The organism is Sorangium sp. So ce1014, assembly GCF_051521505.1.
In the GTDB taxonomy this organism is placed as follows: Bacteria; Myxococcota_A; Polyangia; order Polyangiales; family Polyangiaceae; genus Sorangium.
The window spans coordinates 12,453,013-12,479,487 of the sequence record NZ_CP150356.1 but is presented as its reverse complement, the minus strand read 5'-3'; the positions used below and the strand labels follow the sequence as shown (position 1 = coordinate 12,479,487).

At 73.9% G+C, this 26,475-nt stretch carries 17 protein-coding genes; 14 read left to right on the top strand and 3 right to left on the bottom strand.

Features of this window, described 5'->3' with window-relative positions; translation table 11 throughout:
• Window positions 1-800: 800 nt before the first annotated feature.
• From WME75_RS46965 to WME75_RS46915, 11 genes are all read left to right on the top strand, one after another.
• Entirely contained in the window at window positions 801-1,874 is a 1,074-nt protein-coding gene (locus WME75_RS46965) for a hypothetical protein (protein WP_437485107.1), read from the top strand.
• 139 nt (window positions 1,875-2,013) lie between these two features.
• The gene (gene miaE, locus WME75_RS46960) at window positions 2,014-2,610 is read left to right on the top strand and encodes a tRNA isopentenyl-2-thiomethyl-A-37 hydroxylase MiaE (protein WP_437485105.1); all 597 of its coding nucleotides are present in this window, start codon (window positions 2,014-2,016) and stop codon (window positions 2,608-2,610) included.
• Window positions 2,611-2,616: 6 nt separating this feature from the next.
• Window positions 2,617-4,074 carry a hypothetical protein gene (locus WME75_RS46955; RefSeq protein WP_437485103.1) on the top strand — a complete coding sequence of 486 codons (1,458 nt, stop codon included), beginning with the start codon at window positions 2,617-2,619 and terminating at the stop codon, window positions 4,072-4,074.
• A 256-nt stretch (window positions 4,075-4,330) separates the two neighbouring features.
• Window positions 4,331-4,807, top strand: coding sequence for an ATP synthase F0 subunit B (locus tag WME75_RS46950; RefSeq protein ID WP_437485101.1), 477 nt, complete (start codon window positions 4,331-4,333; stop codon window positions 4,805-4,807).
• The gene (locus tag WME75_RS46945; RefSeq protein WP_437485099.1) at window positions 4,804-5,811 is read left to right on the top strand and encodes a F0F1 ATP synthase subunit B family protein; all 1,008 of its coding nucleotides are present in this window, start codon (window positions 4,804-4,806) and stop codon (window positions 5,809-5,811) included. Before WME75_RS46950 ends, WME75_RS46945 begins: the two co-directional genes overlap by 4 nt.
• The gene (gene atpH / locus WME75_RS46940; protein ID WP_437485097.1) at window positions 5,808-6,350 is read left to right on the top strand and encodes an ATP synthase F1 subunit delta; all 543 of its coding nucleotides are present in this window, start codon (window positions 5,808-5,810) and stop codon (window positions 6,348-6,350) included. The genes WME75_RS46945 and atpH overlap by 4 nt, the downstream gene beginning before the upstream one ends.
• A 117-nt stretch (window positions 6,351-6,467) precedes the next feature.
• Window positions 6,468-8,366 carry a F0F1 ATP synthase subunit alpha gene (atpA, locus tag WME75_RS46935; protein WP_437485095.1) on the top strand — a complete coding sequence of 633 codons (1,899 nt, stop codon included), beginning with the start codon at window positions 6,468-6,470 and terminating at the stop codon, window positions 8,364-8,366.
• Window positions 8,367-8,372: 6 nt separating this feature from the next.
• On the top strand, window positions 8,373-9,362 hold the full coding sequence (gene atpG / locus WME75_RS46930; RefSeq protein WP_437485093.1) for an ATP synthase F1 subunit gamma: 990 nt from the start codon (window positions 8,373-8,375) through the stop codon (window positions 9,360-9,362).
• 209 nt (window positions 9,363-9,571) lie between these two features.
• Complete coding sequence (locus WME75_RS46925) at window positions 9,572-10,177, top strand: L-threonylcarbamoyladenylate synthase (protein WP_437485091.1); 606 nt, start codon at window positions 9,572-9,574, stop codon at window positions 10,175-10,177.
• A gap of 541 nt (window positions 10,178-10,718) precedes the next feature.
• Complete coding sequence (locus tag WME75_RS46920; RefSeq protein ID WP_437485089.1) at window positions 10,719-12,089, top strand: hypothetical protein; 1,371 nt, start codon at window positions 10,719-10,721, stop codon at window positions 12,087-12,089.
• Entirely contained in the window at window positions 12,014-14,299 is a 2,286-nt protein-coding gene (locus tag WME75_RS46915) for a tetratricopeptide repeat protein (RefSeq protein ID WP_437485087.1), read from the top strand. Before WME75_RS46920 ends, WME75_RS46915 begins: the two co-directional genes overlap by 76 nt.
• Before the next feature lie 59 nt (window positions 14,300-14,358).
• On the opposite strand, the gene WME75_RS46910 is transcribed toward WME75_RS46915, so the two are convergent.
• Together WME75_RS46910 and WME75_RS46905 are read right to left on the bottom strand one after the other, a co-directional pair.
• Window positions 14,359-15,297 (bottom strand): DNA-methyltransferase, encoded by a 939-nt coding sequence (locus tag WME75_RS46910; RefSeq protein ID WP_437485085.1) that lies wholly within the window; start codon window positions 15,295-15,297, stop codon window positions 14,359-14,361.
• Entirely contained in the window at window positions 15,294-16,178 is an 885-nt protein-coding gene (locus WME75_RS46905; protein WP_437485084.1) for a penicillin-insensitive murein endopeptidase, read from the bottom strand. The genes WME75_RS46910 and WME75_RS46905 overlap by 4 nt, the downstream gene beginning before the upstream one ends.
• Window positions 16,179-16,434: 256 nt before the next feature.
• Between WME75_RS46905 and WME75_RS46900 the strand changes: the two genes are divergently transcribed.
• On the top strand, window positions 16,435-18,015 hold the full coding sequence (locus tag WME75_RS46900) for a hypothetical protein (RefSeq protein WP_437485082.1): 1,581 nt from the start codon (window positions 16,435-16,437) through the stop codon (window positions 18,013-18,015).
• A gap of 195 nt (window positions 18,016-18,210) precedes the next feature.
• Here WME75_RS46900 and WME75_RS46895 read toward each other — a convergent pair whose 3' ends face one another.
• Window positions 18,211-19,254: a hypothetical protein gene (locus WME75_RS46895; RefSeq protein ID WP_437485080.1), complete on the bottom strand. Its 1,044-nt coding sequence runs from the start codon at window positions 19,252-19,254 to the stop codon at window positions 18,211-18,213.
• Here WME75_RS46895 and WME75_RS46890 point away from each other — a divergent pair.
• Together WME75_RS46890 and WME75_RS46885 are read left to right on the top strand one after the other, a co-directional pair.
• A complete protein-coding gene (locus WME75_RS46890) occupies window positions 19,214-24,748 on the top strand; it encodes a tetratricopeptide repeat protein (protein WP_437485078.1) in 5,535 nt (1,844 codons plus the stop codon). The genes WME75_RS46895 and WME75_RS46890 overlap by 41 nt on opposite strands.
• A 165-nt stretch (window positions 24,749-24,913) precedes the next feature.
• Window positions 24,914-26,416 carry a protein kinase domain-containing protein gene (locus WME75_RS46885; protein WP_437485076.1) on the top strand — a complete coding sequence of 501 codons (1,503 nt, stop codon included), beginning with the start codon at window positions 24,914-24,916 and terminating at the stop codon, window positions 26,414-26,416.
• The last annotated feature ends 59 nt before the right edge of the window (window positions 26,417-26,475 follow it).

Below are 26,475 nucleotides of genomic sequence, written 5' to 3'. Positions count from 1 at the left end.
CGCTGCTCTGAAGTCCGCTCCACGAAAATAGGTTTCGGGGGCGACCGAAGAACCGTCGCCCCCAACTTATCCACAGGTCTCACAGCGAGGACTCGCCTCTAACTCCTGGAGATCTCTATGTTATTCTGAATGTAATCGAAGGGCGTGTCGACTTTTCAACAGTCCGCCCACGGCCGCTTCGCCCTCGGGAAATCGTCCGCATGCCTCCACAGAATGCGGGTCGATGGTACGGCCCCACTGCACCGGCGCCGGGCTCAGTCTCAGCCGAGCACGCCGATCGAGGTGGGGGTGCAACCGTCGCGTCGAGGTCCATTGCATTGGAAGACAGATCGGCACAGCCGTCCCCCATACCGCCTCACAGAGCTCGGTAGCCCGCAGCGCCCCTTTCGAGGCCACCCTTTGGAGGACCCGGTGCGGCACAGGACCGCCCCGAGGACGAATCCGAGGTAGCACCGGGTGAGTCCGGGCGTCTATCCCCAACTGCGAAACTTGATTCAAGTATCGAATATAACTGGTGTAAATTCAGTCCGTGGCGCACTGCGAAAACGGGTTCGCGTCCGTTGCGCTCTGGCCCTCGGACACAAGGCGCCAAAACTCCCGACACGGGTCGGTGATTTTCACGACGCGCTCACGATGGCAGAGCAAAACCCGCTCATCTCGTCGTCAAGAGACTAAAAGGGGCGGATTTTCCTGCTTTTTTAGGAATGCGGAGGCCGTCCAGCACAGAGCGACCGGCCGGAAGCCATTTTCGGGGGCCGAGAATTTGCCCCCAGGGCCCCGGTCTGGGGTATGGCGAAGCGATGGCGTCGGGGATCCGGTTGACAAGGGGGGCACTCCTCGCTCATCGGCCGGAGCGGCCGTCGTGCCGGTCGGCGAGCGCCGCGCGGGCCAAGGCCCTCTCGGCAGCCGGCGCGCTCGCGCTGGCCGCGGCCGCGGGGCCGGCGGCGGCCGAGGAGCTGCCGCCCCAGCTCGCCTACGCCTACGGCGAGAACGAGACGCCCCGCGCGGCGGCCCTCGGCGGCGCGCTGCGCGCCCTCGGGAACGGGACCTCGGCCGTTTTCCTGAACCCGTCCGCCATGGTGGAGACCCGCGTCTACCACCTCCAGGCGCTCTTCCAGGGCAGCCCGGAGGCCGGCCGGCACACCTACGGCGGCGTCGTCGTCGACTCGGTCACAGGCAAGCTCGCGGGGGCGATCTCCTTCGTGGGCGGCTTCGTCGACGGCGACGGGATCGACCGGTCGTTCCTCGACGCGCGCGCGGCCCTCGCCTACCCCATCAGCGAGCGCCTCTTCGTCGGGGTCACCGGCCGCTACGCCAAGATCACGCAGGACGGGACGCTGCGCGAGGGGGGCCTCGGCGACAGCTACGTCTCGCGCGGGCTGCGCGAACGGGAAGACGGAAAGGTCGTCGGCCGGCACTCCTTCGTCGACGAGTTCACGTTCGACGCCGCCCTCACCGTCAAGGCGACCGACAACCTCTACATCGCCGCCGTCGGGCAGAACCTCACCTACCCGGACCACGGGCTGCTCCCCACGACGGTCGGCGGCGGCATCGGGTTCGGCACCGAAGACCTCTCGATCGAGGTCGACGGGCTCGCCGACCTCAACTCCTACCGCGACACAACCTACCGCCTCATGGCGGGCGGCGAGTACCTCGTCGCCGATCGCTTCCCGCTCCGCGCCGGCTACCGCTTCGACCAGGGCGCCGACCAGCACGCGCTGTCGCTCGGCGCCGCCTACGTGGGCCCACAGTTCGCCGTCGAGGGCACCGTGCGGCGGGCGCTCGCCGGCGGCGGGCCCACCACGTTCGTCGTCGGGCTCTCGTACCACCTCGAATCGAGCGGGCTGACCCGAGCGACGTCCGACGGCTTCTAGTCCCCTCGTCCTGACGGCGCCTCCGGCGCGCGGCGGCGGGCGCGAGCGCGTCGCGCGGCCCGACCGCAGGCCGCCGCGCCCCCGTCGAGGCCCGCCTCCCCCTTCTCGCCGCGCCGCGCCTGCTCTAGGTCGGCCCCACGTGCTGTGCCTGACCCTACCGACCGATCCACGCTGGGCTGACGTGGCGCTCGCCGACCTGCCGGCGCTCCTGACCGACCACGCCCACTGCGAGATGAAGGCGGCGTCCAACGCCCTGTCCCTCGCCGCGCGCTGGCCGTCGATCCCGCGCCTCGCGCGGGCGCTCGTCGATCTCGCCGAGGAGGAGCTCCGGCACTTCCGCGCGCTGCTCGACGTGATCGAGCAGCGCGGCCTCGCGCTCGGCAAGCCGGAGACCGACGTCTACGCGAGCGAGCTGCGCAAGGCGGCCTCCAGCACCTGCGCGCGCAACGCGAAGGCCGCGCTCATCGATCGGCTGCTCGTCGGCGCCCTCATCGAGGCCCGCTCCTGCGAGCGCTTCCGGCTGCTCGCCGACGGGCTCGCGGCGCGCGCGCACGAGCTCGCGCCGCTCTACGAGGAGCTCTTCGCGTCGGAGGCCCGGCACTACCGGACCCTCGTCGACCTCGCCGTCGAGATCGCCGGCGACGAGGGCGCGACGCGGGGCCGGCTGGCCGAGCTCGCGCGCGCCGAGGGCGAGATCGCCGGGCGGCTCGGGACGGCACCCGCGGTGCACGGGTAGGTGACCATGGACATCGATCTGATCCGCCTCGATCAGGACGTCGCTCGGGCGGCGCGCGCGTGGCGCGCGGCGCTCGACGACCTCACCCGGCGCGGCCCGGCCCCGCCCGCCGCCGACAAGGACAGCCCGAGCGCCGCCGAGGCGAGGGCCCGGCTCGAGAACCCGCTCGACCCGTTCCGTCGCGTCAGCGCGCGGACGACCTACCTCGAGCTCACCGGCAAGACCCCCGGCCTCGGCGCGGAGCTCGGGCTCGCGAGCCCGGCGTCGCCCGCCGCGCCGGACCCGCTCGGCCTCGCCGCCCCGCTCGCGGACTGGGTCTGCCTGCTGACCCTGGAGCGGGTCGTCTGGGCCGATCGCGTCCGGCTCGCCGCCGCATGGCACGCGGCGTCGCTCACGATCGACCTGCCCGAGCCGGCGCGCGTGTCGCCCCACGAGGCGCGGCTCCGGCTGCTCGCCGACCCGACCGACGCAGGCCGGCAGACCTTCGCCGAGGTGCTCGCCCGCGGATCCGGAGCGGTCGCCGACGCCGCCCGCGTCCTCGTCGAGCGGCGGCACGAGGCGGCGCGGCTGCTCGCGGAGGACGGCCTCCGCGCCATCGAGATCCCCTGCGATCCTCCGGGCGCCGCGCTCGGCGCCGCCGAGGCGCTGCTGCACCGGACCGAGCCGATGCTGCAGCCCGAGCCGACCTGGTACGGCGCGCTCGGACGCGCCGTGGGCCGGGACGCCGCGTCGGGATGGCCCGCGCGGCTCAGCTCCCGGTGGATCGAGGAGCTGTTCCGCCCGACGAAGCTCACCGAAGGCCTCGCGATCGATCTCGGATCGCTGCCGCGCCCGCTCGGCGCGGCCTCGTTCGCGCGCGCGCTCGCCCGCTTCGGCGCGGCGCTCGCGGTCGCCTCGGGGCGCGGACCGTTCGCGCTCGCCCACGCGCCGTTCGATCTACGGCGCGCGCGGCGCGCCGCGCTGTTCGGCGGCCTCGTCGCCGATCCCATCTTCTGCGCCCGCGCGCTCGGGCTCGGCCAGGGCCGCGCGCTCGATCAGGCGCGCGCGACCGCCCGCAGCCTCCTCCTCTCGCTCCGCCTCGACGCCGCGACCGTGGCGCTCGTGCTCCGCTCGGGCCAGGACGGAGACGGGCACGTGCTGCTCCGGGCCGCGCGCGACCGCAGGGATCGCTTCGAGGAGGCGACCGCGCGCGCGCTCGGCGCGCCGATCCCGGGAGCGCTCGCCGGCGTCGTCCCGGCGCTCGATCCCGGCGCGGCCACCCGCCTCGCCGGGGCGCTCCTGGCCGCGCGCGATCGGCGCGACCTGATCGAGCGCTTCGACGAGGACTGGTTCCGCAATCCGCGCGCCGCCGAGGCCCTCCGCGACGAGGACAGCGCGGCGCGCTCGCCGGCGTCGCGGCGCGCCGGCGAGGCCGATCTCGAGGCGGGCCTCGGCGAGCTCTTGCGGTCGCTCGCGCACCTCTAGCCTGGCGTCTCCTCCCACGCCCGACGAACCGCGCGCGGCGAGGCGCGTGCTCGCGCCGACGAGCGAGCGCGGCGCGCGGCGAACGCCGGAGTTCGCGGGCGCATCGCGCCTCGACGAGGCGGGCCCCTCCGCCCTGCCGAGAGCCCTTCCAGCTTTGACTGACACGTGCTAGGTGCCGGCTCGCGAAACCGCCCCTCCCGGGGGGCGCGCGGCGCGCAGCTCCCGCTGCGCCGCCCTCGTCGCCGAACAAGCACCCGTGAACCCGAACGCAATGCACCCTCTCCTCGCGTCCGGCGCCATCGCCGTCGACTTCGATCTGACGTTCCTTGCGCAGGTCGTCCTGTTCTCGACGTTCATCGTCGTGCTCAAGCCGCTGCTGTTCGATCCGCTGCTCCGCGTCTTCGAGGAGCGCGAGCGGCGCACCGACGGCGCCAAGCGGGAAGCGCGCGAGATGGACGAGCGCGCGGGCGAGCTGCTCACCCGCTACGAGACCGAGATCGAGAAGGTCCGGCGCGAGGCGGGGGTCGAGCGCGAGCGGCTCCGCGCCGAGACCGCGAAGATCGAGGCGCAGATCATGACCGAGGCCCGCGTCGAGACCGCGCGCATCCTCGAGGACGGCAAGGCGAAGATCGCGGCCGAGGTCGCCCGCATGCGCGGCGAGCTCGCCGCCGCCCAGCCCGCGCTCGCGGCGGAGATCGCCGCCAGCATGCTCGGTCGCGAGGTGCGCCAGTGAAGAAGCCGCTCCGCCGCTCATCGCTCGCCCTCGGCCTGGCCGCGGCGCTCGCCGCGGGCACGGCCCTCGCGCAGGAGCCGGCCGCGCAGCCGGCGATGCCTCCCGGGCACCCGCCCGTCGGGGCCCAGCCGGCCCAGCCCGGGGCAGCCCAGCCGGGCTCGCCGCAGGTGCTGCCCCGCCCGCGGGATGCGCAGCCCGGCCGGCCGCTCGGCCCGGGCGGCCGCCCGCTCCCGCCCGGCCACGGGCTCCGGCCGCCGCAGGGCGGCATGCAGCGCGCGCGCCCGGCGCCGCCGCCGGCGCCCGCGGAGCACGCGTCTCACGGGGAGGAGCACTGCCCCGGGCACGGCCCGACGGATCCGCCGCCGCACGTCAACTGGTGGCAGGGGCTCATCGGCGTGAACAACGAGGCGGCCGCCAAGGGCGGCATCCACTCGCTGCTCTGGCGCTACAACAACGAGAAGAACCCCTGCGACCCGAAGAACCAGCCGCCGCCGTTCCTCGCCTCGGTCCTGAACGTCGGCCTGCTCGGGCTCATCCTTGTCCGCTTCGGGAGGAAGCCGATCGCCGAGGCGCTGAAGAAGCGCAAGCAGACGATCATGCAGGAGCTCGACACCGCGTCGCGCCTCAAGCAGGAGGCCGAGAAGCGGCTCGATGACTACGAGGACAAGCTCACGCGCCTCGAGGAGACGCTCGCGGAGCTCAAGGCCGAGCACGCGGCGCAGGCCGAGCTCGAGAAGGCCCACGTGCTCGCCGAGGCGGAGCAGCGCCGCGTCCGGATGCGGCGCGACGCCGAGTTCCGCATCGAGCAAGAGCTCAAGTCGGCGCACGCCATGCTCCTCCAGGAGGCGGTGCAGAGCGCCGTCGCCGCCGCCGAGGCGCTGCTCCGGCAGCGCGTCGGCGCCGAGGACCTCGATCGGGCCAACGAAGAGTACCTGAAGGCCATCCCCGCGGCCGTCTCCGCCGGCGCGACCCGCGGGGCCCAGACCACCGGAGCAGCGATATGAGCTACGAGGCCGTCGCCCGACGCTACGGGCGCGCGATCTTCGAGATCGGCAAGGAAACCGGCACCCTGGCGGCCCTCGCCCGGGAGCTCGGGGACGCCAGCGCGACGTACGCGGCGAGCGAGGAGCTCCGCCTGGTCCTCGACAACCCGCTCATCCCGGAGGCCCAGCGCGAGGAGGTGCTCCGCGAGGTCGGCGCCCGCGCCGGCCTCGCGGACGTGACGAAGAACACCCTGCTCCTGCTCGCGCGTCGCCGGCGGCTCGCGGCGCTGCCCGAGATCGCCCGGCAGCTCGCGCTCCTCGTCGATCGAGAGCAGAACCTCGGCCGGGCCGTCGTCACGAGCGCGGGCCCGCTGAGCGACGGCTACCTCGACCGCCTCCGGGCCGAGCTCGAGAGGGCCACCGGCAGGAAGATCTCGATCATCCACAAGCAGGATCCCTCGCTCATCGCGGGCGTGGTCACCCAGATCGACGATCAGGTGATCGACGGCAGCCTCCGGACCCGGCTGTCGACCTTCCGTGACAACCTGCTCCGAACCTGAGGGGGACGCGAGCGCGCGCCCCTGTTTCACACGAGGTCGGGGCTCGGCGTTCGCCGCCCCCTTGCCTTGACCGACGTTGATTCCGAAGCCCAAGCGTCTCCGGAAAGAGGACTCCGCATGCAGCTCCGCGCCGAAGAGATCTCTCAGATCATCAAGAAGCAAATCCAGAACATCGACAAGGCCGCTCAGGTCACCGAGACGGGCACCGTGCTCACGGTGGGCGACGGCATCGCCCGCGTGCATGGCCTGAGCCGCGCGATGGCCGGCGAGCTCATCGAGTTCACCGGCTCGGACGGGGGCAGCCTGATGGGGCTCGTGCTGAACCTCGAGCAGGACAACGTGGGCGCCGCCCTCTTCGGCGACACGAGCATGATCAAGGAGGGCGACTCCGTGAGGCGCACCGGGCGCATCATGGAGGTGCCCGTCGGCGAGGCGACCCTCGGGCGCGTCGTCAACGCGCTCGGCATGCCGATCGACGGCAAGGGGCCGCTCGACACGAAGGAGCGCCGCCGCGTCGAGGTGAAGGCGCCCGGCATCATCCAGCGCCAGCCGGTCACCGAGCCGATGCAGACCGGCATCAAGGCGATCGACGCGATGATCCCTGTCGGCCGCGGCCAGCGCGAGCTCATCATCGGCGACCGGCAGGTGGGCAAGACCGCCGTCGCCGTCGACGCGATCCTCAACCAGAAGGGCAAGGGCGTCGTCTGCGTCTACGTCGCGATCGGCCAGAAGCTGTCGACGGTGCGCCAGGTCGTGGACCGGCTCGATGCGCACGGCGCGCTGGAGTACACGATCATCGTCGCCGCGACGGCGAGCGAGACCGCGCCGCTCCAGTTCATCGCGCCGTACACCGGCGTGACCATCGGCGAGTACTTCCGCGACAGCGGGCGCCACGCGCTGTGCATCTACGACGACCTGTCGAAGCAGGCGGTCGCGTACCGCCAGCTCTCGCTGCTGCTCCGCCGCCCGCCGGGCCGCGAGGCGTACCCGGGCGACGTCTTCTACCTCCACTCCCGGCTCCTCGAGCGCGCGGCGAAGATGGCCGACATCTTCTACGTCGTGGCGAAGGGCACGAAGATCGAGGGCGGCGACCCGGCGTACCGCGGCGTCGACGGCAAGGCGCACGTCGGCGCGCACGGGATGCACCTGGCGAAGGACTCGCTCTGGAAGACGGTCGACGCGGCCGTCTTCGAGAAGCTCGAGCTCTCGCGCAAGGAAGAGAAGAAGGACGAGATCAAGAAGCTCGAGCAGCAGCTCTCGGACAAGGCGAAGGCGAGCGACTACGAGATCGTCCGCGATCCGAAGTCGGGCGGCTCGCTCACGGCGCTGCCGATCATCGAGACGCAGGCCGGCGACGTGTCGGCGTACATCCCGACCAACGTCATCAGCATCACGGACGGGCAGATCTTCCTCGAGGCCGACCTCTTCTACTCCGGCGTCCGCCCGGCCATCAACGTCGGCATCTCGGTCAGCCGGGTCGGCGGCAACGCGCAGATCAAGGCGATGAAGTCGATCGCCGGGACGCTCCGGCTCGACCTCGCGCAGTACCGCGCCATGGCGGCGTTCTCCCAGTTCGCCTCCGATCTCGACGCGAAGACGCGCGCGCAGCTCGAGCGCGGCGCGCGCCTCACCGAGATCCTGAAGCAGGGTCAGTACGTGCCGCTCGCCGTCGAGAAGCAGATCCTCATCATCTACGCCGGCACGCAGGGCCTGCTCGACGACCTGCCGGTGAGCTCGCTCTCGCGCTTCGAGGACGAGCTCTACAAGTTCATCGATAGCAAGCACGCCCAGATCTTCACGGACATCCGGGAGAAGAAGGCCCTCGACGACGACCTCAAGTCCCGGATGACGAAGGCCATCGAGGCCTACAAGAAGCGGTTCGTGATGGACGCGAGCGGCGCGAAGGCCTCTGGCGCCGCCGAGGCCGCGGACGAGGCGAGCGACGAGGACGAGCCGCCGGCGCCCAAGGCGAAGTCGAAGAGCGGGAAGAGCGCCTCGAAGGCCCAGGAAAAGTAGGCAACCGTGCCCAGCCTCAAGTCCATTCGCAAGCGGATCTCGAGCGTCAAGTCGACGCAGAAGATCACCCGCGCCATGAAGATGGTCGCGGGCGCCAAGCTCAACAAGGCGCAGCTGCGCATCACCGAGCTCCGGCCCTACGCCGTGAAGGTGCAGGAGGTGCTCTGGGAGATCACGCGCGACGCCGTCACGGCTGCCGCGGCGGCTGTCGCGGCGGATGCGGCGGCGGGGACCGGGGCGGAGGGCGAGGCGAGCGCGCTCACGGGGAGCGACGGGGCGCCGCATCCGCTGCTCGTGGCCCGCCCGGAGCGGCGCGTGCTGCTCCTCGTGCTCACGAGCGACCGCGGCCTCTGCGGCGCCTTCAACACGAACATCAACAAGCGCGCCGAGCGCGAGTGGAAGAGCCGGACCGAGGCCGGTCAGGAGGTCCAGCTCGCGATCATCGGCCGCAAGGGGCGCGACTACTTCAACCGCCGCAGCGCGCCCATTCTCGAGTACCTGCCCGGCGTCTGGGACAAGCTCAGCCTGGAGACGGCCCAGGCCGTCGGCGCGAAGCTCCTCACCCCGTTCAACAAGAACGAGATCGACGCGATCTACCTCGTCTACAACGAGTTCAAGAGCGCCATCACGCAGACCGTCGTCGTCGAACGGCTCCTGCCCGCCGGCGGGCCGGCGCAGGAACAGACGCAGGAGCAGGGAGGCGAGGGCGGCCACGCCTCGCCCTCCGGCGCGACGTCGGAGTTCCTCTACGAGCCGGACAAGGGCGCGCTCCTGGAGCGGCTCGTCCCGATGTACCTGGACATCTCGATCCTGCGCGCGCTCTACGAGTCGATGGCCAGCGAGCTCGGCGCCAAGCTCACGGCGATGGATGCCGCGAACAAGAACGCCAAGGAGATGATCGACAGCCTGACGCTCGAGTACAACAAGGCGCGGCAGGCGGCGATCACCAAGGAGCTCATGGAGATCATCGGCGGCAGCGAGGCGCTCAAGGAGTAGCGCCGCACGTCGGCGGCCCTGTCAGGGCCCCTGACGGCCTCCGCGCGCGCGCCTTGCCCAGCCGCCCAGCGCGCAATCAGCTCGTCTCTCGGGGTCTCGCCCCCGCCCCTTTTCACCCCAGCTCCCGCTCCTCGGCTATCCAGCGCCGGCCGCTCCTCGCGCGGCCAGCACTGGCCGAGCCGGTCCGGCGGCCCCATGGTGTCGGTCCCGTGCTTCAGCCCATCAACGCCGATCATCCGGAACCGCGCAAGATCGCGCGAGCGATCGACCTCATCCAGAAGGGGGAGGTCATCGGTTACCCGACCGACACCGTCTACGGGTTCGGGTGCGACCTGATGAACAAGCAGGCGATCGAGCGCGTTTACCAGATCAAGGGGATGCGCCAGAACAAGAACCTGGCGTTCATCTGCCCCGATCTGAGCGACATCGCGCGCTACGCGATCGTCGAGAACCAGGCGTACCGCATCCTCAAGCGCTTCCTGCCCGGGCCGTACACGTTCATCCTCCCCGCCACGCGCGAGGTGCCGAAGTACGTGCACCTCAAGCAGAAGACGGTCGGCATCCGGGTGCCGAACCACCCTGTCGCGCTCGCGCTCGTCCGCGCGCTCGGGCGGCCGCTCATCAGCACCACCGCCGCGCCCCCGGGCGAGGATCCGATCATCGATCCCGGCGAGATCGACGACCGGTTCCCGGGGCTCGCGCTCGTCCTCGACGCGGGGACCGGCGGGCTGGTGCCGACGACCGTGGTCGACCTGAGCCAGGGCGATGTGCAGGTCGTCCGCGTGGGCGCGGGACCGATCGACGATCTCGTCTGACAAGGGACCGCGCTCGGTGGAGATCCGGCCCGCGCGGCGCTCGAGGCGTCGCCGCGACGACTCCGGTGGGATGGGGGTCGCGGGCTCAGCGCCACGTTGCGCGCGTCGAGGAGAAGGTGCCGATCGTTGCAACGCTTGATGCAAGCGTTGAAACGGCCTTCTCGGACGCCAAGGGGACCCTCTCACGCGTTGAGAACGATGACTCGGCGCCAGAGTGAGCCATCTCAAGCGTTGAAGTGGACGTCTGGGCGCCAGAGTGAGCCATCTCAAGCGTTGCAATGCGCCACTCGGTGACCGAGCGGGCCCTTCCAAGCCTTGAAACCGGCGTCTGCGCCTCCCGGGACGGCTTTTCAACGGCGGGATGCCGCGGCGGCGCGCGATCCGAGCGGAGTTGCCGGGCGCAGCAGAAGGAGGTCGCCCCGAGGGGGAACGCGGCGCCGCACACCGCGCCCCTCGTGCGAGAGCCGTGCGGCCTGGCTCCGTCGCCCGCCGCGCGGAGGCGGCGCCGGTGCTCCGGTGCTGGCTCTGCTAAGGTCGAGCCGTGTCGCGCCGGGCCATCTGGGAGACCGTCTACAAGCGATTCGACCCGTTCCGTCCGGCGGACAAGCCGGCGTGGCGGGCCGAGCGGGTGCGGAGCCCCGCGAGCCGGATCGTCCAGCGTGTGGCCATGCCGTTCGGAGACACGCGGGCGCTCGTCACCGGCACGACCGGCACCGGGAAGTCGACCGAGCTCCTCCGCATCGCCGAGGCGCGCAGCGGCCAGGACTTCGTCATCGTGCTCGACCTGCACCGCCATTTCGCCGAGGTCGTCGGCGACGAGCAGGCCCTGCGCAACGTGGGCGCCTGGGAGGTCGTGTTCCTCGCAGGCCTGGCGCTCGTCCGGGCGGCCAGCGAGCTCCTCCCCTACCCCATCCCCCCCTCGCACGTCACCGATCTCTCGGCCGCATGGGAGAAGGTCGCGCGCGCCACCGAGACGCCCGGAGCGCAGGCCGCCGTGGACGCGGGCGCGCTGGCGAAGGCGATGGTGGTGCTGGCCTCGGCAGGCCTGCCGCTGCTCGGCGCGCCCGCCGCGGCGGCAGGAGCGGTCGGGCTCAAGGTGCTCGAAGCCGCGTCCGGCGCGCTCAAGTGGAACCTGCCCATCGGCCAGGCTGCACGGCGGAGGCGCGACCAGGACGCCGAGATGCAGACGCTGCTCCAGGCCGTGAACGTCCTCATCGGGCACGTGCAATCGAAGGCGATGCGGATCCTGCTGCTCATCGATGGGCTGGACCGGATCGTCGAGCTCGATCGGGCGGAGGCGCTGTTCATCGAGTCGGAGATGATCGCGCAGCTCGAGTGCCGCGTGGTCGTGAGCGGCCCGTTCGCGCTGCGGTCGAGCCCCGTGGCGAGCGCGATCCCGCGCTTCAACCTGATCCTGCCGCTCGTCAACGAGCCGGTCATGGATCACCGCGATCCGACGCAGCGCGGGCCCGGGCTCGATTTCTTCTGCGAGCTCTACGCGCGGCGCACCGCCGACCTGGGCGCGCCGGATCTCGTTGCTCGGCCGGAGCTGGAGCGGCTCGCCTATTACTCCGGCGGCAGGGCGCGCGATTTCGTGAAGCTGGTCCGGGCGCTCGCCGAGCAGGCCTGGCTCGAGGACGCGCCGCACGCGACGCCGGCGCTCGTCGACGCGGTGCTCGACAGCATGCGCCGGCTGCTCGAGACCGGCCTCGATGAAGGCCATATCGAGGTGCTCGAGGCGGTGATGGCGAACTCGCGGCACCGCATCCCCTCCGACGAAAGGGCGCGGGAGCTCCTCACGTACGGCCACCTCCTGCCTTACCCGAACGAGTCCGAATGGTATTACCCCCACCCGCTCCTGACGATGCACCTGCTCCGGCCGATCGCGCGCTCCACGAGCGGCTCCGCCTGATCTTGCGGCTGGGCGAGGCGGGCGTCCTCGTCCTCGTCGATGGGGCGCGGGCCGAGCGGCTCGGGTCGCTCGTGCGGGCCCTCGTGGCGCACGAGCCGGGGCTCCTGGTGCACACGGACGCGACGCAGCTCGCCCGCGCGCCCAAGGGGGCGGCGGTCGTGCTCGTGCCGGACGCGGCGCAGGCGGGATGGCTGAACCTGGAGCGGCCGATCCTGGCGGAGCGGGCGCTGCGGGTGATCCTGTTCAGCGACGCGGCGACCTCGGCGGCGCTGGCGAGGAAGGCGCCGGATTTCTTCCACTGGATCTCGCACCGGCTGGAGTGCCCGGAAGGGCCCTGGCCGCCGGCGGTCTGGTCGATCCGAGCGGCGAACGAGTGGGGCTGGGGGATGTTCTGGGGAGGGGGAGAAAGAGATCTCGACGGGGCGTTCGCGGCGGCGCTGCCAGCGAGCACGCGGGTGCGCGTGTCCGCGACGGCGCCGTATGCGGCGCTGGTCGAGGCGATCCGGGCGGCGGACGACGCCTGGATCGAAGCCTGCGAGGTCGACAGCTTCTTCGAGCTGCGCCGCCTGCGCTGGGCGCTCGTGGAGGCCGGGCGGAGAGAGCCGCTCGTGACCGCGCGGGTCGTGGCGCGCGGTCGCGCCGTGACGCTCGGCGCCGGCACGACGGGCCTGCTGGAGATGGACTCACGTCGGATGCCGCTCGCGCAGGCGATAAAGGAGCTAGAGGCCGCGGGAGCCGAGAGCGCTGGACGGCTCGCGGCGCTCCTCGATTTCGAGCGCAGCGCGGTCACGACGGCCGTCAGCCTGCTCGAGGCCGGCCTCCCGCAGGCGCGATTCGATGACGTCACGCGCGCAGCAGGTGATCCCGTGCAGCGGCTATGGCCGCTCTGCAGCGCGCATGGCGTCTCGCCGGCGAGCGGACCGGGGACGTCCCTGCTGCGCACGAACTTCGTGCCTCGGCGGGATCTCCATTTCCAGTGCGAGGAGCTCGTCTCCGAGCGCCGCTGGCTCGACGCTGCTCGCGGCGCCATCGCGTCGGGGGATCCGATCGTGGCCGTCCACTGGGCGCAGCGCGCGCTGGCGGAGGACCGCGGCAGCGTCGATGCCGCTCGCACGCTGGGTGTCGCGCTGGCTGAAGGAGGGCAGCTGGGCAGGGCCCGGGAGATCCTGCGCGCCGTTTTCGGCGAGGGCGAGCAGGAGGAGCACGTAACGCTGATCGACGAGTTGGTCGGTGTGATTCAGTCGACTGATCTCCTGGGAGCCCGCCAGCAGATCGAAGAGGCGCTGACACTCTTGGACGATCACGACGTCGAGCCCTCCCCTGGAGACGCGGGCATGCTTCGCCGGCTGGCTCAGCTGCGCGTCGCCGCAGGCGATCTGACCGGCGCGCGCACGAGGCTGGAGGAGGCCTCATCTCTCCTTATGAGGATGCACGGGACCGAGGAGCATCCACGCGTCGCAGCCTCCCTGCGCGACCTCGCCCGCGTCCTCTTCGCTCAAGGGGAAGTGCCGCGCGCACGCGAGCTCCTGGAGCAGGCGCTCCGCGTCGAGACGAAGGCTTACGGAGACGAGCATCCGCGCGTCGCAGCCTCCCTGCGCGATCTCGCCCGCGTCCTCCTCGCGCAATCGGATCCTCGTGGGGCGCGCGAGCTCCTGGAGCGGGCGCTGCACATCCAGCTGCGGGTCTACGGGACGGGGGAGCACCGCGGTGTCGCCGATTCGCTTCACCAGCTCGCCCGGGTCCTCTTCGCGCAAGGCGAGCTGGCGGGCGCGCGTCAGCTGCTGGAGCAAGAGCTGCAGATCAGGATGAAGGTCGATGGGGCGAACGCTCCCGAGGACATCAGCGCCTCGCTCGAGACGCTTTCCATGGTGCTCCTGTCCCAGGGCAACCTCGGTGGAGCGCGCGAGGCGATCGAGCGCGCGCTCCCGATGCTCGAGCGCATTCACGGGACCGCCGGGCACCCCGAGGTGGCCGTCATGGAGGGGAACCTGAGCTCCGTGCTCCTGGCCCTGGGCGAAACGGAACGCGGCCTCGCGCTGCGCCGTCGAGCCTACGAGACGCTGCGCGTTCAGCTCGGATCCGATCATTCGTTGACACGCGACCTGGGAAAGCGGCTTCCACGCGCGGTCAACCAGGCCGACGCTGCGGAGCCTCATGCCGTCGAGGCCGTAAACCGCACACCGGGAGCACGCGACGCGCCAGGCTCGTGAAGGCGCCTGGTCCAGCACGCCGAGCTGCGCTCACCGGGTCGCCTCACGCCATTCGGCCGCTAGGGCACGGCGCCGCCGTCGCCCGGCGCCGCCGGGAGCTCGTGGACCGCATACGCGACCCCCTCGCGGTCGAGCCGCTCGCGCGCCGTCGCGAAGGCGAGCGGGCTCCTGTCGCCGCCCACGAAGCGACGGCCGAGCCGCGCCGCGGCGACGAGCGTGGTGCCGCTGCCGCACATGAGATCCGCGACGGTCGCGCCGGGCGCGGACGACGCGCGGACGATGCGTTCCAGCAGCCGCACCGGCTTCTGCGTGGGGTAGCCGGTGGCCTCGCGGCGCAGCGGGGTGTTGGCGACCATCCCGGGGATGTCGGTCCACACGCTCCCGAGCCGGCGGCCCTCGTCGGCGTAGTACCGGTACGCCTTGCCGCCGAGGACGCGCTCGCGATAGAGGCGGCCGTCGTCGTCGCGGTGCTTGAAATGCATCGCGAGGCTCGTCTCGGCGAAGGGCTCGCGGAGCGTCGGATCCGCGGCGTTGTAGACGACCTGGCCGCGCTCGCTCGCGGCGCGGGCATAGAGGAGGATCGTCTGGTGCGTGACGGAGAACCCGCGCGCGCCGCGGCCGCCGTTGCCCGGAGCCCAGATGATCTCGCCGAGGAACGCGCCGCGGCCGAAGAGGCGATCGCACGCGACCTTCGCGTCGTGCACCGCGCGGTGATCGAGGTGCAAATACAGCGTCGCGCCCTCGGCCATGCGATCGCGGATGGCCTCGAGGCGCGGGGCGAGCATCGCGACGAGGGCGTCGGCGCTCGCGCGATCGTCGTACGCGTCGGGGCCGCTCTCCGGCCTGCGCCGCCCGCGCGCCTGGCCGCGCGCCGCCCGCGCGGTCATCGTCGTCCCGACGCCGAAGGGAGGGTCGAGGTAGACGAGATCGAACCGCACCTCGGAGGGGAGCGCGGCGCAGACGTCGGCGGCGTCGCCAAGCGCGAAGAGGTGGCTCACAGCGCGCTGTCGGGAGCCGCCACGCGGGAGCCCGCAGCGGCGCCTCCGGGCAGGAGGTCGTCGAGGAGCGCGGCGGCGAGGTCGTCGTCCGACGGCGCGACGAGCTGCGGGACCGCAGGGAGCCACGGCCAGTAAGGGCCGCCGCCGAGGCAGCCGGACAGGAAATCGTCCGGCGCGCACGCGACGCGGAGGTGGATGTGATCAGCGTGCGCCGTGCTGTCGCCCGGCTGGAGCAGCACGCTCTCGGCGTACCAGATGAGCTCCGGGTCCTCGCCGAGCGCGCGGGCGTACTCGATGATCAGCGCCTCGATCCAGCGGGCCAGGAAGAGCCACTGGACGTGCGCGTCGGGCGAGCGGACGAGCGACTTCACGAGCAGCCACTCCCGCTCGACGTCGAGACGGACGTACCCGTCTGCGCCGGACGAGTCGCCGAGCCGCGCGAGCCCGTCCGGCCCGAACTCGACGAAGCCGGGCGAGCGCACCGAGCGGCCGTCCGGGGTGAGCGCGTACAGCAGGAGATCCGCGTCACGCCCGGTGCGGTGGGACCGGTGCCCCCGGGTGGCGCCGCCGTGGCGCGCGGAGAGATCGCCGACGAAGAGCGGCTCGCCGCCAGGCCGCGCGCGCGCCACCTCCGCGGCGGCGCGCTGGACGGCGGCGACAAGCCCCGCCGTCCCCCACCGGACGCCGTTGCTGCGGAGCAGGCGGTAGCCCTCGCCCTGCCTCGGCAGCTCGACGGCATCGGTGATGACGCCGTGGTGCGGGACGCCGATCGAGCCGCGGAGCGCAGGGGCGAGCGGCGTGGGCGACGCGCCGACGCAGGCCGCGCAGCAGAGCGCGACGAGCCCGAGGAGGAAGGGGGTGAAAAGAGCACGGCTGGGCATGACGAAGATCCGACGCGCCTTCGGCCCCCGCCGCGCCCGCCCGCGCTGGAGGCCCGCGGCGACGCCCCGGCGTCGCTCTCGCCGGCGATACCCTCGCCGGCGCCGGAGGGAAAGTTCTCGTGGATGCGGCCCCGCCCGCCGCGCCCGCGCGCTCCGGATCGACAGCAGAGGCCGGGCCGGACCGGCGCGCTCCGGCGTCGAGCAGACGCGCCACCCCCTGCCCGCACGCCGCGATCAGCGCTAACACCCACCGCCCATGGAGCCCAACCACCGCGCCCCCCCGGGGAACACGAGCGCGGATCGCCGCCCGCCCACGTCGGATCGACGCCCGCCCACGCCGACGGCGGATCGACGCCCAAAGGCGGAGGACGAACCCGAGGGCGTCGCCTGGAAGGGAGCCCTCGCCATCGCGCTCGCCGTCGGAGGCCTCGTGGTGTGGCGCGCCTGCTCGACACCGGATCGCGCCGCGAGCGACGCCGCCGCCGCGCCGAGCGCGATCCCCGGGGCGAGCGATCCGGGCGATCCCGCCGCGAGCGCGGCGAAGGCGCCGCGCTGCGCGGCCGCGAGCGCGGCGCCGTTCGTCATCGGCGACGCGCCGCCGCCCGCGCGCGGGCCCGACGGCGCGGGCGGCGGCGCGGCGGACAGCGCCGAGGACCTCGCGCCGTTCGCCGTCGAGGTCGGCCGCGGAGCGGCGTTCGCCGGCGGGTTCGCCGTGGGCGCCCAGCGGGAGGCGGAGGGCGGGACCGTCGCGATGGTGGCCACGCTCTCGGCCGACGGCGCGCAGGGAAAGCTCATCCGGCTCGCGCGATCGCGGGGCGACATGGATCCGCCTGTCGTCGCCGGCGCAGGCGGCGCGATCCTCGCCGCGATGCTCGAGCCGAACGCCGGCGGGCGCGCCATCAAGGTCGCCAGGGTCGAAGGGGAGCACGTCACCTGGGGGGCCGAGCTCGCCGAGGGGCGGGACGAGTCGCTCGCGCTCGACATCGCCGCGTCCGGCGAGCGCGCGGTCATCGTCTGGGACGACGTGACCCGCGACGGCAAGCGGTCGCGGATCATGCTCGCGTCCGCCGACGTGGGCACGCTGCGCTCCGTCACCTCGGCCCGCCCCGTCTCCCAGCCGAGCACCGACGCGGAGATGCCGCGCGTGATCGGCCGGCCGGGCGGCTACTGGCTCGCGTACATCGCGCGCGCCGAGGAGCCGGCGCGAAAGGCCGCGACCGAGCCGAGCGACGGCAACGAGGACACCGCCGCGGCTGGCGAGACGATCACCCACCAGTGGCTCGAGGTGGTCCCGCTCGACGAGACCGGCGCGCTCACCTCCACGCCGCGCGCGGTCACGCCCAGGGACGGGCACGTGCTCGCCTACGACCTGACGCTCAGCGACGACGACGGCCTCCTCCTGGCCTTCCGCGACGACGACACCCCGAGCGGCTCGATCGGAGGGCGCATCAGCGCCGTGCTTGTGCGGCTCGGCGGCGCGAGCGAGCCGCGCGTGCTCGTCGGCGGCGCGGGCGAGCAGGACGCCCCGCCCGAGGCGGCGCTGGGCGTGGGCGCCGGGGTCCCGGCGCTCCTCCCCAGCGCTCGAGGGACAGGCCCCGGCGGCGCGCGCGAGGGCGCCGCGGCATGGCTCTCGATCGCGAACGCTTCCGGGCCGACGCAGCTCGCGGCGCTCACCGCGAGGGGCGAGCTCGCAGACGGGCTGCACGCAGAGCCGGCGCTCGGGCGCGGCGAGCCCATCGCGGCCTCCGCAGAGGCGCTGCTCGTGGCGCACCCGGCCGGAAAGGCGATGAAGCTCGGCGTGCTGCGCTGCACGATGACAGCGCCACCCAACAAGTAGACCCGCACCGGATCGGCAAGCGCGGCGTCGCTCGCGCGGGCACCTGGACTGTGGATTGAGAGCGCGCGGATGTGTAGCATCCGCTGCGGTGGCCCACGGTGATGATCCGCAAGACGGAGCGTCGCGCCGGCCTGGTTTCCCTAGCTTGCCCGGAACGCCGGACGAAGCTGGCTGGGAAGCCAACGCCGGCAACGCTCAAATGACGCGCGCAAGCGCGCAACCGCATCCGGGCGCGAAGACGCTGCTCGTCGGCACAGGCACGCCGAAGCTCGGCGCGCTGCCGAACGCGAACGCGCCGCCGGAAGGCGAACCGCCGCCGGCCGCGCACGCGCCGGCGACCGCGACGCCGCTGCCGAGCGCGGCGGCGGCGACCGCGACGCCGATGCCGAACGCGACGGCGGCGACCGCGACGCCGCTGCCGAGCGCGACGGCGACCGCGACCCCGCTGCCGAACGCGACGGCGGCGACCGCGACCCCGCTGCCGAGCGCGGCGGCGACCGCGACCCCGCTGCCGAGTGCGACGGCGACCGCGACCCCGCTGCCGAATGTGACGGCGACCGCGACCCCGCTGCCGAGTGCGACGGCGACCGCGACCCCGCTGCCGAGTGCGACGGCGACCGCGACCCCGCTGCCGAATGTGACGGCGACCGCGACCCCGCTGCCGTCGCCGAGCGCGCCGGAGGACGCGAGCCCGCTGCCGCCACCGAACCCGCCGGCAGGTGCGAGCGCGCTGCCGCCACCGAACCCGCCGCCGCCGCCGAGCGCGCCGCCGCCGGGGCCGAATCGGACGCCGGTCCCGAGCGTGGCGCCGGCAGGACCGAGCAGGCCGCCGCCGCTGATCCGCCGCAAGGACGGCAGCGTCGCCAGCGGCTCGATGCCGCCGCCGCTGGCGCCGCCGTCGAGGCCCCCGCCTCCGCTGCCGAGCGGCGCGCCCAGGGCGCAAGCGTCGGGGCCCGGCTCCAGCCAGGCCGGCGCTCCGGCGTCCGCGTCCCGCGAAGAGCTGCCGCCGCCGCCGGTCCGCTCGCCTCGAGGCCCGGCCCAGCGCCCGCCGAACCCGAACCGCGCCGCAACGCACCCCGGGGGCAGGCCGGCGCCGAGCTCCCAGCCGGGCGTACCCACCCAGGCATCGCCGGCGACCGTCGCCTTCGACCCGACCGCGACGCCGATGCCCATCTCGGTCGACCCGACCGCGACGCCGATGCCCATCTCGGTCGACCCGAGCTCGTCGCCCACGCCCATCTCGGTCGAGTCGATCGAGCCGATCGCGGCGCCAGAGCCTCCCGCCGCGCCGCCCGCCGCGCCCGCGCCGGCGCCGCCCGCCGCGCTTGCGCCACCCGCGCCGCCCGCCCCGCTTGCGCCGCCCGCGCCGCCCGCCACGCTCACGCCCGCCACGCTCACGCCCGCCGTCCCGCCCGTTCAGCCGTCTCCGGCGACGGCGCGCTCGGTGGCGAGCGCGCCGCTCCCCGCGAACCCGCGCTCGGCCGCGAGCGCGCCGCTCCCGGCGAACCCGCGCTCGGCCGCGAGCGCGCCCGAGCCGCCCCCGCAGAGCACGCCGGACCTCGTCACGGAGCTCCAGCAGCGCGCCGAGCGGCGCAAGAGCAGCGATCCGGTCGGCGCGGCGCGCGCCCTCGTGGAGCTCGGCATCCACGAAGAGCGCGTGCTCAGAGACCCCACCGCCGCGCGCCGGTCCTACGAGCAGGCGCGGCAGCTGTCCCGCAAGCTCGAGCCCGCGCTCTCGCGGGTCCATCGCCTGCTCGACGCGCGCACCGAGCTCGCCGTCGCGCTCGAGGTCGTCGAGGACAAGCTCCGCGTCGCCGAGACCGACGCCCTCCGGGCCGACCTCCTCGCCGAGCGGGCGCGCCTGCTCCAGGCGCTCGGACGGACACCGGAGAGCTGCGACGCCTTCACCGAGGCGCTGCGGCTCGTCCCGCTCCACGCCGCGTCGCTGCGCGGGCTGGAGATCGCCCTCCGTCGCGAGAGCGCGCGCGGCACCGAGCAGGCCGCCAAGGACCTCGCGGTGCACCTCGATCGCCTCTCCGACGCCTACGCCCCCGGGCGCGGACGCCCGGACGGCGACAGCCAGCTCACCGCCTGGGTCCACGTCGAGCGCGCCGCCGTGCTCGATCGGAAGCTCCACAAGCCGGAGCTCGCCCTCGCGTCCCTCGAGGGCGCGATCGCGTTCGATCCAGGGCCCGGCCCCGTGCGGGAGGCGCTCCGCCGTCACCTCGTGCACCACGACGGCATCGTCGGCCTCGTCGGCGCGCTCTCCCTGGAGGCCGAGCACGAGCGCGACGACGAGCGCGCGTCGCGGCTGCTCTACACGGCGGCGCGGCTGCTCATCGACAAGATCCGCTCCCCGGCCGACGCGGTGCCCCTGCTGATGCGCGCCTCCGCGCGCGCCCCGGCCGGCTCGCCGACGGCGCGGCGCGTGGTCGGCGAGCTGATCCGCCTGCTCGAGGCGAGCGGCGCGCTCGAGCTCGCCGCCAGCGTGCGGCAGAAGGAGCTCGCGCTCCTCACCGACAACGAGGCGATCGTCCACGAGCACGTCCGCCTCGCGGAGCTCTACGACACCCTCGGCGACGCGGAGCAGGCCGCGCTCCACGCGACGCGCGCGCTCGCGCTCGATCCCGAGGACAGCTCGACGCGGGAGCGGCTCGACCGGGCCCTCCAGCGCCTCGGCCACCACGCCGAGCGCGTGGAGGTGTGGACCGCCGTCGCCAACGCGGACCGGCCCACGCACGTCCGCGTCGCGGCGCTCCTGCGCGCCGCCGACATCTCCGAGCACCACCTGAAGCGGCGCGACGAGGCGCTCGCCATCCTGCGCGCCGCGTGGGCGATCGACCCGGGCAACAGCTCCGTCTTCGACGCGCTCTCGGCCCTGCTCGCGCCGGCCCCCCTGGCCGTCGAGGAGGATCCTCGCGGCGTGCAGGCGCGGCTCGACCTCTACACGCAGGCCGCCGGCGCGACGGAGGACCCCGCGCGCAAGATCGGGCTGCTCGAGAAGCTCGTCTCCATCTGGGAGGACGAGCTCGCCCAGCCCGCCCGCGCCGTGGAGGAGATCGAGAAGATCCTCGAGATCGACCCGGAGCGGCGCGCCGCGATCCTCGCGCTGCAGCGCAACGCCGCGCGGGCAGGCGACGCGCAGCGGCTCGCGCGCGCGCTCTGCGCCGAGGCCGATCTCACGGAGAGCCCGGGCCAGCAGCGCAGGCTCCTCCTGCGCGCCGCCGACGTGACCGAGCTCCGGCTCGGCGATCGCGACCGGGCCTCGGCCCTCGTCGACCGCGCCCTCGCGATCGATCCGTCGGATCCCGACGCCCTTCGCGCGCGCGTCCGCCTCGACGAGCGCGCCGGCCGGTACGAGGAGGCGCGCCGCGCGCTGCTCAAGCTCATCCAGCGCGATCCCGCGACCGACGCGGCGTTCAGCCTGTGGCTCGAGGTGGCGTCGCTCGACGAGCGGCGCCTCAAGCGGCCGCACAGCGCCGTCGAGTCGTACCGGGAGGCGGCGCGGAAGCGGCCCTCCCACCCGCTGCCCCGGATCGAGATCGCGCGGCTGCTCCGCGAGACAGGCAACTACGAGAAGCTCGTCGAGGTGCTGAGCTCGCTCGCCGACGAGACGCAGCGGCCCGACGACCACGCCCGGCTGCTCTTCCAGGCGGCCGAGGTGCAGGAGCTCGCGCTCGGCCGCGATCAGGACGCGCTGCGCCTCCTCGCCCGCGCCGACGCCGCGCTCGCCAGCAGCCAGCCCGACCCGGCGATCCTCGACGCCATGGAGCGCATCTACGTCCGCGCCGGCGGCGCCGGCTTCGGCGTGGGCCTCGGCGCGCCCGCGGCGCAGCGGCCGGCGTTCGGCGCGCGCGCGGCGTCCAGCCTGCCGGGGATGTCCCACTCCATGATCGCGAGCGAGCTCGCGGGGCTCTACGCGCGCTGGCTCGAGCGCAAGCCGCCGGCGCTCGTCGATCACGCGCTCCGGATCTCCCTCGCGCTGGTCCTCGCCGAGAACAGCCCGCGCCAGGCCGTCGAGATCCTGGAGGGGCTCGTCGCCGTGGTGCCGAACCACGTCCCCGCGCTCCGCATGCTGGAGCAGCTCTACCGGCTCCTCGAGGCGCCGACGTCGCTCGCGACGGTCCTCCGCGCCGAGGCCGACGTGCTCACCTCCACGATCGCGCGCGGCGGCGCCCTCTGGGAGCTCGCGTCGCTCGAGGAGCAGCTCGGGCCGGGCGCCGCGCTCGAGGCGCTCGCGCGCATCGTCAAGGAGGCGCCGCGGGACGCGGCCGCGCACCTGGCGATCCTGCGCATCGCCGGCAAGGACGGCCCCTCCGATCCAGCCGGAGCGCGGGTGCAGGTCCTCTTCGCCAGCGCCCTCCGCGACAGCCGGGAGCTGACGAGCGATCCCATCGCGCGCGCCCTCTACAGCATCGAGGAGGCGCTCCTCGCGGAGGCGCAGGCCGACGCGGACCCCGCCGCCGCCCACGCCGCCCTCGCCGGCTTCCGCAGCGCCCTCTCGCTGTGGCCGGAGAGCCTCCTCGCGGCCCGCGGGCTCGACCGGCTCGCGCAGCGCCTCGGCGACCGCGCGGGCGTGGTCACCGCCCAGCTCGCGCTCGCCGACCTCGTCCTCGGGGAGCCCGCGCGCGCGATGCACCTCGTGCGCGCGGCGGAGCTCACCGCCGACGACGCGTCCCCCGAGGGCGCCGCGCGCGCGCTCGAGCTGTACGAGAGCGCGCTGCGCGCGGATCCGGGCTGCGTCGCCGCGGCGCGCGCGCTCGCCCAGCGGCTCGCGGGCGACCCCCACCGGCTCGCCGACCGCCTCGGCGAGGCGCTCGGCAAGGCCGCGAGCCGCGAGGCGATCTCGCTGCTCGGCAACGAGATCGCCCGGTCGGTGCTGCAGCACCACGGCCGCCCGGGCGCGATCGACCCCGGCGTGGGCATCGCGGCCGTCCGGCGCGTCATCGCGACGATCCCGAACGACGCGGCGGCGCTGCTCCTCCTCGCCCGGCTGCTCACCGCGCAGCGCGTCTGGCTGGAGGCCCGCGACGCCCTGAAGCGCGCCGTGGCCGCGGCGACCGACGCCGAGACAAAGATCGCGGCGCAGTTCCTGATCGCCGATCTGTACGAGGGGCCGCTCGCGAACCCGGCGCTCGCCCAGGACGCGCTCCAGGCGGTCCTGTCGCTCGACGCGCAGAACCGGCCCGCGCTGGAGCGGCTGCACAAGCTCGGCGTCACGCGCGGCGACCACGCGCTCGCGCTGCGCGCGCTCGGGCGCCTCGTCGAGCTCTCGCCCGACGCGGGCGCGCGCGTCGAGGCCGACCTCCGCCTCGCCGACGCCCACCGCGACGCCGGCGACACGGCGGGGATGGTCCGCACGCTCTGCGACGCGATCGTGAGCGCGCCGAGCGGCGACACGCGCGGGTGGACGGCGCTCGCCCGCCTCTACCGCGTCGAGACGAGCGAGGGGGCGGCGGCTTACGCCAAGGCGCTCGCGCAGCTGCTCGAGCTCGCCGGGACCCGCCGCGTGCCGCTCGATCCGCGCTGGCTGACGACGCTCGGCCTGCTCGAGTCGACGCTGCTCGTCCGGCCGCGCGACGGGCTCGCGCGCCTCCAGCAGGCCGTCGCCCTCCCGGGCGCCCCGCCGGAGTCGCGCACCGCCCTCGGCCGCGGCCTCGAGGCCGCGGGGCGCAACGCGGAGGCGGTCCAGGTGCTGCGGGACGTCCTCACGGCCGACCCGGAGGTCATCACGCGGCTGCCGGACATGGGCCCCGCGCTCGCCGCGCTCGAGGCGGCGCTCGCCAAGGACGGGCGCGCCGAGGAGCGGGTCACCGTGGAGGAGGTCCGCGCCTGCCTCGGCGAGGTGACGCCCGATCGCATGCTCCGGCTCAGGGGCCGGCGCGTCCCGTCGGAGGCGCCGTACGCCGGGGCCTTCGCCGGCCCCGAGATCGGCCGGCTGCTCCTCCCGGAGGCCCGGAGCTCGTGGATCGACGTGGCGCTCGCGATCGCGCCGATCGCCGCCAAGGCGATCCGCTTCGAGCTGAGCAACCTCGGCGTCAGCTCGCGCGAGCGGATCGGCCCGCGCGACAACCACCCGACGCGGCAGCTCGCCGAGCGGGTCGGCCGGGCGCTCGGCATCGAGGCGTTCGAGCTCTACCTCGTCCCCTCGTGGCAGGGCGCCGCCCGCGTCTTCCCGGGCGATCCCCCTGCCCTCGTCGCGCCGACCTCGTTCACCGAGCTCCCGGAGCTCGAGCAGACCTTCGCGCTCGCGCGCCTCTTCGCGCGCGTCGCGGTCGGCTTCACGTTCCTCGACGAGATCCCGGCCGAGGCCACCGACGGCCTGCTGCTCGCGGCGATCCGCACGATCGATCCAGGCTTCGGCACGGGCGCCGTCTCGCCCGCGCGCGAGCACGCCACCCAGCAGATGCTCCCCGGCGTGCAGCGGGCGATCGGCCGCCGGCAGCGCAAGATGCTCGAGGAGGTCGCGTCGACCGTCGCCGTGTCCTACGACGCGCGCGCGTTCGTCATCGGCCTGCGCCGGAGCGAGTACCGCATCGGCTATCTGCTCTGCGGCGACGCGCTCGCCGCGATCGACTACCTCCGCCGGTACGATCGCGACATCGCCCGCTCGACCGAGGAGCCGCGCCTGCTCCTGCAGCACCCGGTGTCGAACGAGCTCCTGCGCTACGCGCTCTCGGCCGACGCCTACGCCGAGCGCCGCCGCGCAGGCTCGGTGTGGCCAGCCGTGTAGACGTACTCACCAGCTCATCTCCAACGACAGCAGCGCACACACACATCGCGTCTCCCGGGCTCGGCGCGCTGCGTCTCTCGCATATTTGTCCGACCTGAGCGGCGTTATGGCGTGTCCGGCGCGTGGCGCCGGCCGCGCGGACGGCGCGTGGTATCCTGTCTGCGCGTGACCAATCACCTGGTCCCGGGCGCCCTGGTGGCGAGTCGCTACCGGGTCGATCGCCAGCTGGCCGAGGGAGGCATGGGGGTCATCTGGGCCGCCACCCACCTCGCGAGCGGCGAGCGTGTGGCGTTGAAGCTGTTGCGCCCCGGCGCGACGGAGGACGCCTCGATCCGCCGGCGCCTCCTCCGGGAAGCGCGCGCGGCGGCCGCGGTCGATCACCCGAACGTGCCGTCCATCCACGACGTGCTGGAGCTCGACGACGGGACCCCGTTCCTTGTCATGGATCTGCTCGAGGGGGAGTCGCTCCGCGACAAGCTCGTGCGAGAAGCGCAGATCCCCCTCCCCGAGCTGTCGCGCATCCTCTTGCCGGTCATCTCGGCGGTCGGCACCGCGCACGCTCTGGGCATCGTCCACCGCGATCTCAAGCCCGACAACATCTTCCTGCTCGCGCCCGACGTGGCCGCGTCGCAGGGCGCGCCCGGGCCCGACCCCCGCGCCGCCGGGGAGCACTGCAGCGCCGCGCCGGTGCCCGGTGTCCCGGACGAGCGGCATGACGACGCGAGCGCCCGGGTCAGGGTGCTCGATTTCGGCATCGCCAAGCTCACCGCAGCGCACGGCGAGACCGGCTGGACCTCGGGGCGCACAAGCACCGGCGAGATGCTCGGGACCCCATATTACATGTCGCCCGAGCAGATCCTCGGCGAGCACGACGTCGATCACCGCGCCGACATCTGGTCGCTCGGCGTCATCCTCTACGAGTGCCTCACCTCGGTCCGGCCCACCGAGGCCGAGAACATGGGCAAGGTGCTGAAGCGGATCCTCACCGGGACCATCCGGCCGATCGGGGAGATCGCGCCCGGGCTGTCCGCCGACGTCGCGGCGATGATCGATCGCATGCTCAGCCCGGACCGCGCGCAGCGCCCCGCGGATCTCCGCGAGGTCGGCGCGCTCCTCGCGCGCCACGCGGCCGCCGCGCTCCGCCCGTTCGGGCCCCCCGCGGCGCCGCGAGAGCCGGAGGGCGACGCGCACGCGCCCGAGGCCCGCATCAGCGGACCTGTCTCGGCCAGCGCCGCCGATCTGGACGGGGAGGCCTCGACCGCGACGCTGCGCGCGGGCAGCCTCCTGCCAGCGCCCCCGTCGAGCTCTCCGCTGTCCGCGCGCCGCGCCGGCGCGGTCGCCCTCGAGGCGCCGCGAGGCGACGCGGCGCGCTTCGATCGCCCGCCGCCGGCGGCGTCCGGCGATGCCGCCGCGCTCGTGGACGAGGGAGCGGCCGCCTCGCCGGCGAGGGAGCGCGGCGCGATGGGCGCGGGGCTCAAGCTCATCGCCGCCGGCGTGCTCCTCGCCGCCGGAGCAGGCCTGTCGCTGCTTCGCTGTTCGACCTCCGGGTCACAGGAGGCGCCGCGCCTCTTCCTCGTCCCGCCGGCGGCCAGCGCGCCGAACGACACCGACGCGCCGCCGAGCAACGAGGTGCGCAAGCCAACTCCGGATCAACCGGAGATGCCTTAAGGGAAAACCCCGAAGCCCCGAAGCCCGAAGCCCCGAAGCCTGAAGATCAAACATAAGGC

What these genes read in the sequence shown, in the direction of transcription:
- WME75_RS46890 (WP_437485078.1), top strand. Translation starts at nt 19,214, where the DNA reads ATGCCCATCTCGGTCGACCCGAGCTCGTCGCCCACGCCCATCTCGGTC.
- atpH (WP_437485097.1), top strand. Translation starts at nt 5,808, where the DNA reads ATGAGCTACGAGGCCGTCGCCCGACGCTACGGGCGCGCGATCTTCGAG.
- WME75_RS46895 (WP_437485080.1), bottom strand. Translation starts at nt 19,254, where the DNA reads ATGGGCGTGGGCGACGAGCTCGGGTCGACCGAGATGGGCATCGGCGTC.
- WME75_RS46900 (WP_437485082.1), top strand. Translation starts at nt 16,435, where the DNA reads ATGGAGCCCAACCACCGCGCCCCCCCGGGGAACACGAGCGCGGATCGC.
- WME75_RS46955 (WP_437485103.1), top strand. Translation starts at nt 2,617, where the DNA reads ATGGACATCGATCTGATCCGCCTCGATCAGGACGTCGCTCGGGCGGCG.
- WME75_RS46915 (WP_437485087.1), top strand. Translation starts at nt 12,014, where the DNA reads ATGGTATTACCCCCACCCGCTCCTGACGATGCACCTGCTCCGGCCGAT.
- WME75_RS46905 (WP_437485084.1), bottom strand. Translation starts at nt 16,178, where the DNA reads ATGCCCAGCCGTGCTCTTTTCACCCCCTTCCTCCTCGGGCTCGTCGCG.
- WME75_RS46965 (WP_437485107.1), top strand. Translation starts at nt 801, where the DNA reads ATGGCGTCGGGGATCCGGTTGACAAGGGGGGCACTCCTCGCTCATCGG.
- atpA (WP_437485095.1), top strand. Translation starts at nt 6,468, where the DNA reads ATGCAGCTCCGCGCCGAAGAGATCTCTCAGATCATCAAGAAGCAAATC.